This is a genomic window from Mesorhizobium sp. M7A.F.Ca.MR.148.00.0.0, from assembly GCF_003997735.1.
Classification (GTDB): Bacteria; Pseudomonadota; Alphaproteobacteria; order Rhizobiales; family Rhizobiaceae; genus Mesorhizobium.
The window spans coordinates 1-13,814 of the sequence record NZ_RZTB01000134.1 but is presented as its reverse complement, the minus strand read 5'-3'; the positions used below and the strand labels follow the sequence as shown (position 1 = coordinate 13,814).

Sequence of the window (13,814 nt, the reverse complement as noted above, 5' to 3'; positions counted from 1 at the left end):
CTCCCCGTCCCTATACGGGGAGAGGATGCCGGCAGGCAGGTGAGGGGCAGCGCCGGCGTTCGCAAAAAAAGTGACGCGGATTCGAAATCCGAAGCGATTGCCCAGGTAAACGGCGGGGCGAAGTAGCTACCTTATCCGCGCGTCGATGATCTCGACGAAACGTGCGAACAGGCCAGCCTGCGACTTGATCTTGAGCTTGCGGTAGATGTTGCGGCGATGGACCTTCACGGTTCCCGGCACGATGCGCATGGCCCTGGCGATCGATTCCGTCGAATGCCCCTGCAGCACAAGGTCGACGACATGTTTTTCGCGCGGCGTCAGCGACAGGCTCTGCCAGATGTGGGCGCGGTCGAACTCGTTGACCGGAGTGGTCGTCTCGTCCTGCTGCGCCTCTGCCGGTTCGTCGGCCGGAAGGGCGGGCCAGCGCAGCCTGGCGAAGCTGATCACCGCCGGCGCCATGTCGCGCAGCAATCTGGCATCGGCGGTGCCGAACGGGCCTGAAGCGCGCAGCCGCATCAGTGAGAGCACCAGCGCATCCTTGCCCGGCAACGGCACGAAGAAGCCGACCTCCTCGGCCAGCCTGGTCTGGCTGTAGTAGGAGCGGAAATACTCGCTGGCATAGAAGCGGTCCGGCGCCAGTTCGCGCATGCGCCAGAAGCCTTCCTTGCGCTCGACCGCCGCGTGATGGAACGGGTCGAGCAGATAGGGTCCCTCCTGGTAGAGCGCGACGAAGACGTGGCTTTCGGCCGGCGAGAAGGTTTCGAACAGCAGCGGCGGGCGCGCCGCGCCGCGATAGCCGAACACCACGCAATGGTCGAAGCTGACATGGAGCCGCAGCCAATCGACCAGCGCATTGCCGAACAGGTCGCCACTGGTCTCCCGCGTCGCCGCGACGAGCGTGGCGAGCTGGCTGTATTCGTCGCTGCGGGACAATCTATACCCCCTTAAACGAGAAAATAGATCAGATATACCACCTGAGAGGTATATACTAGCCGCCATTGGCTCTGGTAGCGTCCCGATATTGCCCTGTTGCTGGAGCCATCAGCCTTGACCGCAGTGCCGGACATCGAGTTTCGCGGCGTCACCAAGCGCTATGGCGCGGTGACCGCGGTCAGAGGCATCGATCTCGGTGTCCCGCCCTCCGCCTTTGTCGCGTTGCTCGGGCCGTCCGGCTGCGGCAAGACCACCTGCCTGCGCATGATCGGCGGCTTCGAGCAGCCGAGCGAAGGCCGGGTGTTCATTCGCGGCCAGGACATGGCCGGCACGCCGCCCTACCGGCGGCCGGTCAACATGGTGTTCCAGCAATACGCGCTGTTTCCGCATCTCGATGTCGAGGACAATGTCGCCTACGGGCTGCGCCAGGCGCGGCCAAGGCTGTCTTCGCGCGAGATCGCCTCAAGAGCGGGCGAGGCGCTCGAAATGGTGCGGCTCGCCGGCTATGGCCGCCGCAAGATCCACGAACTGTCGGGCGGCCAGCAGCAGCGTGTGGCGCTGGCACGAGCCCTGGTCAACAAGCCGGCGGTGCTCTTGCTCGACGAGCCGCTGGCTGCGCTCGACAAGAAGCTGCGCACCGACATGCAGATCGAGCTGCAGAACCTGCAGCGCGAGATCGGCATCACCTTCGTGCTGGTCACGCACGACCAGGAGGAAGCGCTGTCGATGAGCGATTTCGTCTGCGTCATGAACGGCGGCCGCATCGTCCAGCTCGGGCAGCCGAGCGAGATCTATGACGAACCGGCCGATTTGTTCGTCGCCGATTTCGTCGGCAAGACAAACCTGCTGAGCGGCACCGTCGCTGGACATTCGGGCGAGCTGGTGGAGGTGGCGCTCGCGGACGGCACCGTCATTGCAGCGCGCAAACGAACCGCCCTGCAGCAAGGCGAGGCCGTTTCGGTCAGCCTGCGTCCTGAATCGCTCAGTCTCGGCGCTCGGACAAGCGGCCCCTTCAAAGGCGTCGTCCGCAACCGGATCTTCCTCGGCTCGACGGCGGAATACGCGATCGAGGTCCAGGGCATCGGAACGCTGTTGGCCAGGGCCGATCACCTGATCGGCCACGGCAATCTCTTCAAGCCGGGTGAACCCGTCGCCATCGGCTTTGCCTCCGGAACGCCGCTGGCGTTTGCGGAGACCAAGAACAACGGGGCCAACCAGAGGGTAGATAAACATGTCGAAATCATATCGTGACGGACTGCCGATAAGCCCCGAGAATTTTGTCGATCAGCTGATGCGTTTGAAGCGCGGCTCGATCGGCCGACGCGACTTTCTCGGCCTCACCGGCCTTGGCATTGCTACGGCGGTGATGGCGCGCGAGATCGGCATCATGCCGACACCGGCCTTTGCCGCCGAAAGCCTTGGCGACCGCATGTCGATCGCCACCTGGCCGAACTACCATGACCCGGCGACGTTCGAGAATTTCAAGAAGGACACCGGCGTCGCCGTCGAGGTCAATGTGTTCGGCTCCAACGAGGAGATGCTGGCCAAGCTGCAGGCAGGCGCCTCGGGCTGGAGCCTGTTCGTGCCGACCAACTATACGATTTCCACCTACAAGAAGCTCGGCATCATCGAGCCGCTGGAGATGGCGAAGCTGCCGAATTTCGACGGCTCGCAGCAAGATCCCCGCTTCGCTGGGGAAGGCACGATCGATGCGGTGACCTATGCGGTGCCGAAGAACTGGGGCACCACCGGCTTTGCCGTCAACACCAAGAAGCTGACCAAGCCGATGACCAGCTGGAAGGAGTTCTGGGACACCGCCATGGCGGAAGGCGACAGCCGTACCATGGTGCATGACTACCAGCTGACCACGATCGGCAATGCGCTGAAATATTACGGCTACTCGTTCAACTCGCTCAAGCAGGACGAACTGGCCAAGGCGGAGGAACTGCTGCTCAAGGTCAAGCCGCATCTGTTCGCGGTCTCCTCCGACTACCAGCCGGGCATGCGTGCCGGCGACGCCTGGATGACGATGTGCTGGACGAACGATGGCGCGCAGCTGCATCGCGACATTCCCGAGATTGCCTATGTGCTGGGCAAGGAAGGCGGCGAGATCTGGACCGATTTCTACGCCATTCCGAAAGATGCGCCGAACAAGCCGGCCGGCTACGCCCTGCTCAACTACCTGATGAATCCGCAGGTGGCGGTGAAGGAGCATTTGGCCAATGGTGCGCCGTCGACCGATGCGCGGGTCAATAAGCTGCTGCCCAAGGAAGTGCTCGACAATCCGATCCTCTATCCGGCGGCCGACCTGTTGACGCCGCTGGAATTCGGCGCGGCGGCAACGCTGACAGATCCCGGCCGCGCCGAATTGATGGCGCGCTTCAAGTCGGCCTAAGGGCCGGTCTGGCGCGGACAATTGACCGGCGGGCATATGTCCGCCGGTATCGGGGCGGTTTTCAATGCGCGGCAATAGATTTCGTCACAACCTCACGACCGCCATGCTGCTCGGTCCGGCGACCGCGTGGCTGGTGGTGTTTCTGGTGCTGCCATTCATTGCCATCGCGGTGTTCAGCGTCGGCGAACGGGCGCCGGAAGGCGGCTATCAAGCGGCTTTTACCTTCGCGCAATATGCCAATCTTCCGGCGCGGGCGGCTGCCTTCTGGAACACGATGGTGCTGGCGCCGATAGGGGCGCTCGCCTGTCTGCTCGTCGCTTATCCCGTTGCTTATTATCTCGCTCTGCGCGCACCGCAGCGCTGGCGGCTGATCCTGCTGGCGCTAGTCGTCATTCCGTTCTGGACCAGCCTTTTGATGCGGACCTATGCCTGGATGTATATCCTGGGCGGGCGCGGCATCCCGGCTCTGCTGTCCTATATCGGTTTCGAGGATATCAGGCTGATCAACACGCCGGGCGCGGTGCTGCTCGGCATCGTCTATGGCTACCTGCCGCTGATGATCCTGCCGATCTATGTCAGCCTTGAGCGGCTCGACCGCCGGCTGCTGGAAGCCTCCGCCGATCTCGGCGCGACGCCGCTCTCGACCTTCCTCGGCGTGACCCTGAAACTGTCCCTGTCGCTGCCGGGCGTGATGACCGGCTTCTCGCTGGTCATGATCCTGCTGCTGGGCGAATATCTGATCCCGACGCTGCTTGGCGGCGGCAAGGTGTTCTTTATCGGCAATGCGCTGGTCGACCTGTTCCTGCAATCGCGCAACTGGCCGTTCGGTTCGGCCATCGCGATCACGCTGGTGCTGGTCTCGGTGGTGGTGCTGATTGCCGCCAATCGCATTTCGACCCGGGTTTCGGGCGCCCGCCGGGTGGATTTGATCTGATGCGCGCCTTCGTCATTGTGGTGTTCGCCTTCCTCTATCTGCCGATCGCACTGGTCGTGCTGTTCTCCTTCAACGCCGGCCACCATGCCAGCGAGTTCACCGGCTTTTCGGTGCAATGGTACGGCAAGGCGCTGGCGAACCCGTTCCTGGTCGAAGCGCTGAAGAACAGCCTGTTCATCGCCACCACCAGCGCCTTGCTGGCGGCGTTGTGCGGCACTGCGGCGGCACTCGGCCTGGCGCGCGTCGGCATCAGAACACGCGCGGTCTTCGATGCGCTTCTGGGCGCCGCGATCGTCGTTCCGGGCGTCGTCATCGGCATTTCGACACTGGTCGCGCTCGTCCAGCTGTTCACGGTCGTCAATCCGTTCCTCGCCTCGATCTGGCCCGACGACCAGCCGCCGCGCCTGGCGCTCGGCTACGGCTCGATCATCGCGGCGCACGGCCTGTTCTCCATGGCGCTGGTGACGATGATCGTCGGCACGCGTCTCGGCAGCCTCGACCGCAATCTGGTCGAGGCGTCGAGCGATCTCTACGCGACGCCATTGACGACGTTCCGCTCGATCGTGCTGCCGCAGATCATGCCGGCCGTCGTTGCCGGTTTCCTGCTCGCCTTCACCTTCTCCTTCGACGATTTCATTGTGGCCTTCTTCGTCGCCGGGGCGCAGACGACGCTGCCGATCTATGTCTTCGCGTCGATCCGGCGCGGCGTGACGCCGGAGATCAACGCCATCGCGACGATCGTGCTCGTCGCTTCCGTGCTGCTTGTGGTGCTTGCCCAATGGCAATTGCGCCAGCGCAAGCCGTCGAACTGAAAGTCGCATCATGATCCTCAAAGACCGCATCGCCGTCGTGACCGGCGCCGGCTCCGGCATCGGGCGCGCCGGCGCCATGATCATGGGCAGGGAAGGCGCGGTGGTCGTCATCGCCGACAGGGATCAGGCCGCCGGCGAAGCAACGGCTTCGGACATAAGGGCAGTGGGCGGGCAGGCCGAGGCGATCGCCACTGATGTCGCGGACGATGGGGCGCTGGAAAAGCTCATTGCCGGCACGATCGAGAGGCACGGGCGCATCGACATCCTGCACAATCACGCCGGCATCCAGGTCGGCGGAACGCTGACCGAGGTCGAGGTCGGCGGCATGGACGCGTCATGGCGGGTCAATGTGCGGGCGCAGTTCCTGGCGGCCAGGATGGTCATGCCGTCGATGGTCGCACGAGGCAACGGCGTCATCCTCAACACCGCCTCCAATTCGGGCGTGTTCTACGACCGCGAGATGATCGCTTACGCCACTTCCAAACACGCGGTAGTGGCAATGACGCGGCAGATGTCGCTCGATTATGCCCGGCACAATGTCCGCGTCAACGCGCTCTGCCCGGGCTGGGTCGACACGCCGTTCAACGAACCGTTCATCGCCCAGATGGGCGGACGCGAGGCGATCGAAACCTATGTCCGCACCAAGATTCCGATGGGACGCTGGGCCAGCGCCGATGAGATCGCGGAAGCGATCCTGTTCCTCGTCTCCGACCGCTCATCCTTCATGACCGGCCAGGCGCTGGTAATCGACGGCGGTGAAAGTATCGGCTGAGACTTGTGCTTTCTTTATCAATTGCCCTGTTTCAAAGCCTTTCCGATATACCACGTCACGACTTTCACCCATGCCGCTGGATGCCGGCAGGACTATAGTCCTGCCGGCATGGGACTTCAGTGCCATCGCCGTTCAAGAGCACTGATTCGTCTTTAATATCAGATGGTTATGCTTCGGGCTGGTCGGCAGATCGCGTATTGAGACAGCATTTGTCTAAAGTTTACTCTGTACAATTAGCGATTTCTCATAGGACGGTCGCTAGCGGTCGGGCCAGGTGACGATTCCCGAGGAGATTACCATGACAAACCGGAAAACTCTGTTCGCGGCGCTTGCCGCATTGGCGCTTCTGGCGTCTCCGGCGCTCGCCGGAGCCGGCGGCAACGGGCACGGCGGCGGCAATGGCGGTGGCAACGGCAACGGCAACGGCGGGGGCAATGCCGGCGGTAACGGCGGCAATAGCAATGGCAAGAGCGGCGCTTCGCACGGCAAGTCTTCGTCGGCTCGGGGCCAAGTGGCAAAGGCCAAAACGGACGACACCACGGTCGACAAGACCACAAAGGTCTCGTCGGTTCCCAAGGAGAAGAACATCCACGCCAAGCTCGGCCGGCTGAACTCGCTTCAGCGCAACATCAACGCCTATATGAACTCGAAGAGCAAGAAGTTCGCTGCCATCCAGGCCTTCGTGACGCAGTCCGCCAAAGCCAAGGTTGCTCAGGCCGCCGCTGAAGCGGCCCAGGAGAAGCTGGATGCGCTGAATTCTCAGTTGACCGCGCTGACATCGCTGACGCCCGAGCAGATTGCGGCCATGACGCCCGAAGATCAGGCGGCCTTGCCTGGGAAGATAACGGATCTGGAGGCCGAAATCACTGCCCAGGAGGCAGAGGTCACCGCCGCCAATGAGGCGGCTGCCGCGGCAGAGGTCGGCACCGATGATGCATCGCTCGACGCGGCACTGGCGGATATGGCCAACAAGCCGGTCGACGCTGCGGTCACGTCCTGGGCTCAGGGCGTCCTCGCCGACAAGATCGACCAGACGGCCGCCGCGATGGAAGCAGAAACGACGCCGTAACGACTTGCCGTTGAATCGGCAGTAGCCAATCGAAGAAAGATGCCGCCGGGCCTTCGCCCGGCGGCATTGCTTTTTCCCGGCCATGGACTGGCTATCCCAGGATAGCCACCGAGCTGGCTATCCGGAGCTGGCGAGGTTCGAAACACTCAGACGTGCTTGCGGCCACCGGTCTCGCGGAACCAGGTGTCGGGGTACGGATACCACCATTCCTGGATTGCAGGCTTGTGGTCGATGATCACCATCTTGGAGCGGCGGAAGGCGTCGAGCCCCTGGCGTCCGAGCTCGCGGCCGAGGCCCGAGGCCTTCCAGCCGCCGAAGGGCAGGGCATCATTGTCGATCAGCGGGTTGTTGACCCAGACCATTCCGGCTTCGAGCCGTTCAGCCGCCTCGTGGGCTTCGGCCAGATCGGTGGTGAAGACAGAGGCGCCGAGCCCGAACGGGCTGTCATTGGCAAGCCGGATCGCCTCGTCGAAATCCCTGACCCGGCAGATGGCGGCGACCGGTCCAAAGCATTCTTCGCGCACGATCGCCATGTCCGGGGTGACGCCGGTCAGGATCGTCGGCTCGTAGAACCAGCCGGTGTTGTGTGCCGGAGGGATGCGTCCGCCGGTCACCGCCTTGGCGCCGTGGGCGATGGCATCGTCGACAAGACGCATGACTTTGGTCCGCGCGCTTTCGCTGACCAGCGGTCCGATCTCGGTCTTGTCCATGCCGTTGCCGATGCGCAGCGCCCGGGTCCTTTCGGCGAACAGCGCGACGAAGCGGTCATGCACGGCATCGACGACGAAGAAGCGCTCGGCCGAAGTGCAGACCTGGCCGGTGAGGTGGAAGGCGGCGGTGACGCTGCCGGCCGCCGCGATCTCAAGCGGCGCGTGTTGGCTGACGATCAGCGGATCGCTGCCGCCGGCCTCGATGACGCAAGGCTTCATGCGTTCGGCGCAGGCGACCGCCACCGCCTTGCCGGCGGCGACCGAGCCGGTGAAGGCAACCGCATGGGTGCGATCGGAGGCGATCAGCGCCTGCGCCGTGGCCGCTCCACCAGGCAGGCAGGAGACCAGCCCTTCCGGCAGCGAGCGGAACACGGTCATGTAGTCCAGCGTCGACAGCGTCGTCGCCTCGGCCGGCTTGATGACGCAGGCATTGCCGGCGGCGAGCGATGCGGCGACCGTCCAGCACATCAGCAGGATCGGGAAGTTGTAGGGCATGATGTGGACGGATACGCCATAGGGCTCGTAGCGCGCATACTGGAACGAACCGGCCTGTGTCGTGCCGGCGATCTTGCCGGCATCGTCGCGCGCCATCTCGGCGTAGTAGCGGAAGATCGGCGCGCAGTTGGCGATCTCGCCGATCGCTTCCGGATAGGGCTTGCCCATCTCGCGCACCATCAGCTCGGCGCAGCGGGTGAAGTCCGCCGCCTCGATGGCATTGGCGACGGCATGCAGGTGCTTGGCGCGGCTCTTGGCGTCGAGCTTCTTCCAGGCGGCCTGCGCCCTGGTCGCGGCGGTGAGCACGGCATCGATCTCGCCATCGCTGGCTGCAGCGATGGCGCCGACGGTTTCCAGCGTCGCCGGATCGATCACTGGCTTGTTCGTGCCGGCCATCGGCCGGTAGTCCGGGTTGACGAAGAAAGCCGGCCGGTCAGGGGAGAAATCCATGGACATCCTCTCGGATCCGCTTAGCGGATCATGTAGACCTTCTTGATCGTCTCATGGACGGTGCAGACGCCCTTCCAGTCCTGCGGGAAGAAAGCTGCGGTGTCCGGTTCGATCTCGATGACCTCGCCGGATTCATGGACGTAGGTGCAGCGCCCTTCGAGGAAGTGGCAGAACTCGTCGCGGGTGACATGGCAGTGCCATTTGCCTGGTGTGCAGACCCAAAGCCCGCATTCGGAGCGGCCTTCCGGTCCCTTGTGCAGCAGCTTGCCCGAGGTGTGGGATTGCCCCTCGGTCATGGTCGGGATGACGCCCCAGTCGACGAGGTCGGTAATGGTGAGCGGGGATTTCATGATGGGTGTGGTCATGTCGATTTCCTTGAAAGGGTGCTCAGCGGCACATGAAGGCCTTGATCAGCGTTTGCGTGATGATGGAGGTGCCGGTCCAGCCGGCTGGGAAGAACACCAGCGTGCCGGCCTCGACCGGGATCTCTTCGCCGTCGTCATGGACATAGCTGCCACGGCCTGAGAGGAAATGGCAGAACTCGTCGGCGCCAAAGGTGACCTTGCGCGTGCCCGGCGTGCATGACCACAGGCCGCATTCGCTCGATCCGTCCGGGTTCCGGGACAGGACCCTGCCCGCGGCGTGCGGCGAACCGGCGAGCGTGTTGCTGCCCGCGCCCCAGTCCTCCAGTTCCACGCTCGAGGCCTTCGGCCAGTGCGGTGTCGGCATGTCGTCAAGCTCCGTGGTCAGGCCAGCATGTAGACGTTGCGCATGGTCTCATGCACGGTGCATTCACCCGTCCAGCCGGCCGGGAACATGACCACGGTGCCGGCGGAAACGTCTATCAGCTCACCGACATCGGACCGGTAGGTCGCGCGGCCGGCGACGAAATGGCACAATTCATCGCGCGGGATGCTCAGGCGCCAGCGGCCTGGCGTGCACACCCAGATGCCGGATTCCGGCTGGTTGTTCGGGCCTTTGTGCACGAGCCTGCCGGTGGAGTGCGAAGCGCCTTCCAATGCGTCAGGTTGGGCGCCCCAGTCGACGAGGTCGGTGCGGGTGGTGGCTTGGTGGAGGTGGGGAGCGGAGGAGGTCATAGCAGCGTCTCCAACAACCCGGCTGCTTTCTCCGGCCCATTCTGCGCGCGCATCTGCGCCGATGTCTTCGCCAGCTTGGCTTTCATCGCCGGGTCGGTCAGGCAGGTTTCGATCTTGGCAATCAGCTCGGCATCGGTCCAGTCGTAGCGCGGCATGCCGAAGCCGTGGCCGGTTTCCTCGACGCGGGTGGCGTTGTCGTGGCCGTCCCAGACATAGGGCATGATGATCGCCGGCTTGCCGAAATAGAGGCACTCGGTGAAGGAGTTGTTGCCGCCATGGTGGATCACCGCATCGACCTGCGGGATGACCGAAGGCTGCGGGAACCAGCTCTCGACGATCACGTTGGCGGGCACGTCCGTGTACTGGTCCTTGTAGCCGCCGACATTGACCAGCGCCCGGTAGCGCGTCTTGCCCAGCGTCGCGATGATGCGCTTCAACAGCTCGACATCGCCGGCGCCGAGGCTGCCGAAGGAGACATAGAGCAGCGGCCCGTCATTGTTTTTGGCGAATGTCGGCACCGTGTAGGGTTTCTCCTGCCGCACGCAGCCTTCCAGATACTGGAACTTTGCCGGGTCGAGCGGATGGCGGCGCTTGAACTTTGCCGCTTCGGGATAGAGCAGCAGGTTGAGATGGGGCGAGGCCTCGAAGAACTGGCCGATCGGATAAGGCGCCTCGTTGTTGGCGGCGAGGAAGGCGTTGAAGTCGCCATGGATCGGCTTGATCACCGCGTTGAAATGATCGCGGTAGCGCTGGTGACCGGCGTGGTCGTTCTCGCCGCAGCCGGAGAGATGGGGCGGGATGTCCTCGTCGTCGATCTCGTTTTCCGAGCAGGAGATGACGCGCACCCAGGGTTTGCCGAACTGCTTGATCGCCGGAAACAGGATGACGTTGTCGACGCAGATCACATCCGGCTTGATGGCTGAGAGAACGCGCGGCAGATCCTTCTGCGCCCATTTGGCGCTGTCGACGATCGCCGTCCAGCAATCCTTGACGTAATTGTCGACCTGATCGTAAGGCGATTTGCGGAAGTTCGGGATGTGGCCGTTGATGAAATCCTCCCAGAATTTCGCCATCTGTTCGGGCGGCATCGGCTCCGACAGGTTCACCGGATGCGCCTCGAAACCGTAGCCCTTGTAGACATCGACAAAGCCGGGGTCGGACAGGAAAACGGCTTTGTGGCCGCGCGCCTCGACCGCCTGGGCGATGCCGACGGAATTGAGCGCCGGGCCGTAGGCGGCTTCTGGAAAAAACGCGATCGTCTTCTGCGCCATCAAGCTTCTCCTTTATTCTGCGAAAACTCTGACATCGGCGGCGTCCCAGCCGAGTTCGACCTGATCTCCCGACGCGACCGGCCGGCGGTCGGCGGCATCAGCGGTGACGCGCACCAGGAACGGCTTTGGCGACATGGGTGTGCGGACATGCAGCTGCAGGTCGAGCCCCTGATAGGCCAGCGCCTCGACCGTGCCGGTGGTGCGGTTGGCGGTCTGAGCCTCCGGGAACAGCCGGATGCGCTCCGGCCGCACCGACGCGACAGCAGACGCACCGGGCGAGAGCGTTGCTGGAACCTTGCCTAGTACTCGAACGCCATTCGCGGCTACAACCCCATCGGCGGCGGCCTTGCCCGGCACGAAATTCATCACGCCGATGAAGTCGGCGACGAAACGGTCGGCCGGATGCTCATAGATCGCGTGCGGCGTGTCGCATTGCAGCAGTCTGCCGTCCTTGAGCACCGCCATGCGGTCGGCCATCACAAGCGATTCTTCCTGGTCGTGGGTGACGATGACGAAGGTGATGCCGACCTCATGCTGCAGGCGCTTCAATTCCAGCTGCATGGCGCCGCGCAGTTTCTTGTCGAGCGCGCCAAGCGGCTCGTCGAGCAGCAGCAGGCGTGGCCGCTTGACCAGCGCGCGGGCGAGCGCGACGCGCTGCTTCTGGCCGCCCGACAGTTGCTCCGGCTTGCGGTCGGCGAAGGGGATCAGCTCGGTTGTCGCCAGAATGGCGTCGACGCGGGAGCGGATTTCAGCTGCCGGCAAACGTTCCATCTCCAGGCCGTAGGAGACATTGGCGCGGACGCTCATATGAGGAAACAGCGCATAGGATTGGAACATCAGATTGACTGGCCGCTTGTTGGGCGGGGTTTTGGCAATGTCGCGGCCGTCGAGCAGGATGCGCCCGTCATTGGGCGTCTCGAAGCCGGCCAGCATGCGCAGCAGCGTGGTCTTGCCACAGCCCGACGGGCCGAGCAGCGCGAAGAACTCGTTCTCTCTGATATCGAGCGAGATGCCGTCGACAGCCGTCACCCGGCCGAAATTCTTCGACACATGATCGATGGCCAGCAGCGTGCGTGGTTCGCTCATTGGCCTATGATCCCACGGTTGAGCCGCTGCGACAGGGTCAGCGCGGTGATCGAGACCGCCATGACGATGGTCGCCAGCGCGTTGATCTCCGGCGTGATGCCGAAGCGGATCATCGCGTAGATCTGCATCGGCAACGTCGTCGAGGCACGGCCGGCACCGGCGGTGAAGAAGGCGATGATGAATTCGTCGACCGAGAGCGTGAAGGCGAGCAGCGCGCCGGCGATCACCGCCGGCGCGATGACCGGCAATGTCACCCGCCTGAACGTGGTGAGCGCGGAGGCGCCGAGATCAGCGGAGGCCTCGACGATCGACCAGTCGAAACTCTTCAACCGGGCACGCACCACCGAGCAGACGAAGGCGAGGTTGAAGACGACATGGGCGAGGATGATCGTGTGCAGGCCCATGGTCAGGTTGAGCATGGAGAAGAACGACAGCAGCGCGATCGCCAGCACGATGTCGGGAATGATCATCGGCGCGAAGATCAGCGCTTCGAGGCCCTTGCCGTACTGCCGGCGCATCTCGATGCCGATCGCCAGCAGCGTGCCGAGCAATGTTGCGATTGCGGTCGACACCAGTGCCACGATCAGCGTGTTGAGCGCGGCGGAGAGGATCGCCGAATTGCCGGCCAGCGAGGCATACCATTTCAGCGAAAATCCCGACCACGCCGTTGGGAGCCCGCCTTCGTTGAAAGACAGCGCCACCAGCACGGCGATCGGGATGTAGAGGAAAGCGAAGACCAGGCTCAGCACGAGCCAGAGCGTGCGCCGCGTGGCGGGGGAGCGCTCAGCCATCGGTGCCTCCGCCGGCTTGCGCGGCGTGGCCCGAGGCGCGATTGGCGGCTAGCGCCTGCGCCATCAGCACCAGAAGCATGATGGCGATCAGCGCCATCGCGAGCGCGGCGCCGAACGGCCAGTCATTGGCGGTCAGGAACTGGTCGTAGACGAGGTTGCCGATCATCTGGAAGCGGCCGCCGCCGAGCAGCGCGGGCGTGACGAAATTGCCGATCGACAGCACGAAGACAAACACCGCGCCAGCGGCAATGCCCGGCACGGTCAGCGGCAGGATGACACGGCGGAATGTGGTGGCGGCGGAGGCGCCGAGGTCACGCGAGGCTTCGGCGAGTTCCGGGTTGAGGCGCGACAGTGGCGCGTAGCAGGCGAGGATGACGAAGGGCAAATAGTTGTAGACCAGACCGGCGATAACCGCGCCTTCCGTATAGAGCATCGATGGCGGCTCGCCGGTGTAGCCGAACCAGCGCAACAACTGCGTGATCAGGCCTTCGCGGTTGAGCAGCACGATCCAGGCATAGGTGCGGATCAGGTAGTTGGACCAGAACGGCAGCACGGCGAAGAACAGGAACACCGGCTGCCACCGGCGCGGGGCGGCTGCGATGGCGTAGGCGGCGGCATAGCCGATCACCACCGCGATCAGGGTGGCGGTGCCGGCGATGCGCGCCGAATTGAGGAAGATGCCGGCATAGAGCGGGTCGAAGACCAGCCCGAAATTCTCGAGCGTGAAGGTGTATTCGATGCCGCCATAGATGCCGCGCCGGAAGAAGGCGAGCGCCAGCACCAATGCGCACGGCACCACCATCAAGGCCGCGAGCCAGGCCAGTGCCGGGGCCATCAGCAGGGAGGAGCGGGAGGGGGTGTATTTCACGGAGGAGTGCCCCCCTCTGCCCGGCCAGTCTCTTCAAGGGCATGGAAATGATGTTCGGGCAGTTGCCCCCTCACCCGGATTGCCAACCGAATTGCGAAGGGCAATTCGGGGCGATCCGACCTCTCCCCGAG

General features: G+C 63.9%; 15 protein-coding genes. 6 read left to right on the top strand and 9 right to left on the bottom strand.

The window, feature by feature from the left end:
• Positions 1-126: 126 nt before the first annotated feature.
• Positions 127-933: a LuxR C-terminal-related transcriptional regulator gene (locus EOB49_RS29395; RefSeq protein ID WP_127270019.1), complete on the bottom strand. Its 807-nt coding sequence runs from the start codon at positions 931-933 to the stop codon at positions 127-129.
• A gap of 114 nt (positions 934-1,047) precedes the next feature.
• On the opposite strand from EOB49_RS29395, the gene EOB49_RS29390 reads away from it, so the two are divergent.
• The 6 genes from EOB49_RS29390 to EOB49_RS29365 all read left to right on the top strand — a co-directional run bounded on the left by EOB49_RS29390 (position 1,048) and on the right by EOB49_RS29365 (position 6,915).
• Positions 1,048-2,184 carry an ABC transporter ATP-binding protein gene (locus EOB49_RS29390; protein WP_127383032.1) on the top strand — a complete coding sequence of 379 codons (1,137 nt, stop codon included), beginning with the start codon at positions 1,048-1,050 and terminating at the stop codon, positions 2,182-2,184.
• Complete coding sequence (locus tag EOB49_RS29385) at positions 2,165-3,328, top strand: spermidine/putrescine ABC transporter substrate-binding protein (RefSeq protein WP_127383031.1); 1,164 nt, start codon at positions 2,165-2,167, stop codon at positions 3,326-3,328. Before EOB49_RS29390 ends, EOB49_RS29385 begins: the two co-directional genes overlap by 20 nt.
• A gap of 64 nt (positions 3,329-3,392) precedes the next feature.
• Positions 3,393-4,262 (top strand): ABC transporter permease, encoded by an 870-nt coding sequence (locus EOB49_RS29380; protein ID WP_127383030.1) that lies wholly within the window; start codon positions 3,393-3,395, stop codon positions 4,260-4,262.
• The gene (locus EOB49_RS29375; RefSeq protein WP_127266977.1) at positions 4,262-5,074 is read left to right on the top strand and encodes an ABC transporter permease; all 813 of its coding nucleotides are present in this window, start codon (positions 4,262-4,264) and stop codon (positions 5,072-5,074) included. Before EOB49_RS29380 ends, EOB49_RS29375 begins: the two co-directional genes overlap by 1 nt.
• Positions 5,075-5,084: 10 nt before the next feature.
• On the top strand, positions 5,085-5,846 hold the full coding sequence (locus EOB49_RS29370; RefSeq protein WP_127383029.1) for a glucose 1-dehydrogenase: 762 nt from the start codon (positions 5,085-5,087) through the stop codon (positions 5,844-5,846).
• Positions 5,847-6,144: 298 nt separating this feature from the next.
• The gene (locus EOB49_RS29365) at positions 6,145-6,915 is read left to right on the top strand and encodes a hypothetical protein (RefSeq protein WP_127383028.1); all 771 of its coding nucleotides are present in this window, start codon (positions 6,145-6,147) and stop codon (positions 6,913-6,915) included.
• A gap of 146 nt (positions 6,916-7,061) precedes the next feature.
• On the opposite strand, the gene EOB49_RS29360 is transcribed toward EOB49_RS29365, so the two are convergent.
• The 8 genes from EOB49_RS29360 to EOB49_RS29325 are packed head-to-tail and all read right to left on the bottom strand — an operon-like array spanning position 7,062 to position 13,650.
• A complete protein-coding gene (locus tag EOB49_RS29360) occupies positions 7,062-8,570 on the bottom strand; it encodes an aldehyde dehydrogenase family protein (protein ID WP_127383027.1) in 1,509 nt (502 codons plus the stop codon).
• 20 nt (positions 8,571-8,590) lie between these two features.
• Positions 8,591-8,935, bottom strand: a complete 345-nt coding sequence (locus tag EOB49_RS29355) for a cupin domain-containing protein (RefSeq protein ID WP_127383026.1) — start codon at positions 8,933-8,935, stop codon at positions 8,591-8,593.
• Positions 8,936-8,957: 22 nt separating this feature from the next.
• Positions 8,958-9,299 carry a cupin domain-containing protein gene (locus EOB49_RS29350; RefSeq protein ID WP_127383025.1) on the bottom strand — a complete coding sequence of 114 codons (342 nt, stop codon included), beginning with the start codon at positions 9,297-9,299 and terminating at the stop codon, positions 8,958-8,960.
• Between the two features lie 17 nt (positions 9,300-9,316).
• On the bottom strand, positions 9,317-9,667 hold the full coding sequence (locus tag EOB49_RS29345; RefSeq protein ID WP_127383024.1) for a cupin domain-containing protein: 351 nt from the start codon (positions 9,665-9,667) through the stop codon (positions 9,317-9,319).
• On the bottom strand, positions 9,664-10,938 hold the full coding sequence (locus EOB49_RS29340) for a glycosyltransferase (protein WP_127383023.1): 1,275 nt from the start codon (positions 10,936-10,938) through the stop codon (positions 9,664-9,666). The genes EOB49_RS29345 and EOB49_RS29340 overlap by 4 nt, the downstream gene beginning before the upstream one ends.
• A gap of 12 nt (positions 10,939-10,950) precedes the next feature.
• Positions 10,951-12,024, bottom strand: coding sequence for an ABC transporter ATP-binding protein (locus tag EOB49_RS29335; protein ID WP_127383022.1), 1,074 nt, complete (start codon positions 12,022-12,024; stop codon positions 10,951-10,953).
• Positions 12,021-12,815 carry an ABC transporter permease gene (locus EOB49_RS29330; RefSeq protein ID WP_127321342.1) on the bottom strand — a complete coding sequence of 265 codons (795 nt, stop codon included), beginning with the start codon at positions 12,813-12,815 and terminating at the stop codon, positions 12,021-12,023. Before EOB49_RS29330 ends, EOB49_RS29335 begins: the two co-directional genes overlap by 4 nt.
• Complete coding sequence (locus tag EOB49_RS29325; RefSeq protein ID WP_127383033.1) at positions 12,808-13,650, bottom strand: ABC transporter permease; 843 nt, start codon at positions 13,648-13,650, stop codon at positions 12,808-12,810. The genes EOB49_RS29330 and EOB49_RS29325 overlap by 8 nt, the downstream gene beginning before the upstream one ends.
• Positions 13,651-13,814 lie beyond the last annotated feature (164 nt).

Excerpts from the sequence above, each read along its gene's own strand:
- EOB49_RS29345 (WP_127383024.1), bottom strand. The coding sequence starts at position 9,667 with ATGACCTCCTCCGCTCCCCACCTCCACCAAGCCACCACCCGCACCGAC.
- EOB49_RS29385 (WP_127383031.1), top strand. The coding sequence starts at position 2,165 with ATGTCGAAATCATATCGTGACGGACTGCCGATAAGCCCCGAGAATTTT.
- EOB49_RS29365 (WP_127383028.1), top strand. The coding sequence starts at position 6,145 with ATGACAAACCGGAAAACTCTGTTCGCGGCGCTTGCCGCATTGGCGCTT.
- EOB49_RS29375 (WP_127266977.1), top strand. The coding sequence starts at position 4,262 with ATGCGCGCCTTCGTCATTGTGGTGTTCGCCTTCCTCTATCTGCCGATC.
- EOB49_RS29335 (WP_127383022.1), bottom strand. The coding sequence starts at position 12,024 with ATGAGCGAACCACGCACGCTGCTGGCCATCGATCATGTGTCGAAGAAT.
- EOB49_RS29355 (WP_127383026.1), bottom strand. The coding sequence starts at position 8,935 with ATGACCACACCCATCATGAAATCCCCGCTCACCATTACCGACCTCGTC.
- EOB49_RS29360 (WP_127383027.1), bottom strand. The coding sequence starts at position 8,570 with ATGGATTTCTCCCCTGACCGGCCGGCTTTCTTCGTCAACCCGGACTAC.
- EOB49_RS29330 (WP_127321342.1), bottom strand. The coding sequence starts at position 12,815 with ATGGCTGAGCGCTCCCCCGCCACGCGGCGCACGCTCTGGCTCGTGCTG.
- EOB49_RS29380 (WP_127383030.1), top strand. The coding sequence starts at position 3,393 with ATGCGCGGCAATAGATTTCGTCACAACCTCACGACCGCCATGCTGCTC.
- EOB49_RS29340 (WP_127383023.1), bottom strand. The coding sequence starts at position 10,938 with ATGGCGCAGAAGACGATCGCGTTTTTTCCAGAAGCCGCCTACGGCCCG.
- EOB49_RS29370 (WP_127383029.1), top strand. The coding sequence starts at position 5,085 with ATGATCCTCAAAGACCGCATCGCCGTCGTGACCGGCGCCGGCTCCGGC.
- EOB49_RS29325 (WP_127383033.1), bottom strand. The coding sequence starts at position 13,650 with ATGGCCCCGGCACTGGCCTGGCTCGCGGCCTTGATGGTGGTGCCGTGC.
- EOB49_RS29350 (WP_127383025.1), bottom strand. The coding sequence starts at position 9,299 with ATGCCGACACCGCACTGGCCGAAGGCCTCGAGCGTGGAACTGGAGGAC.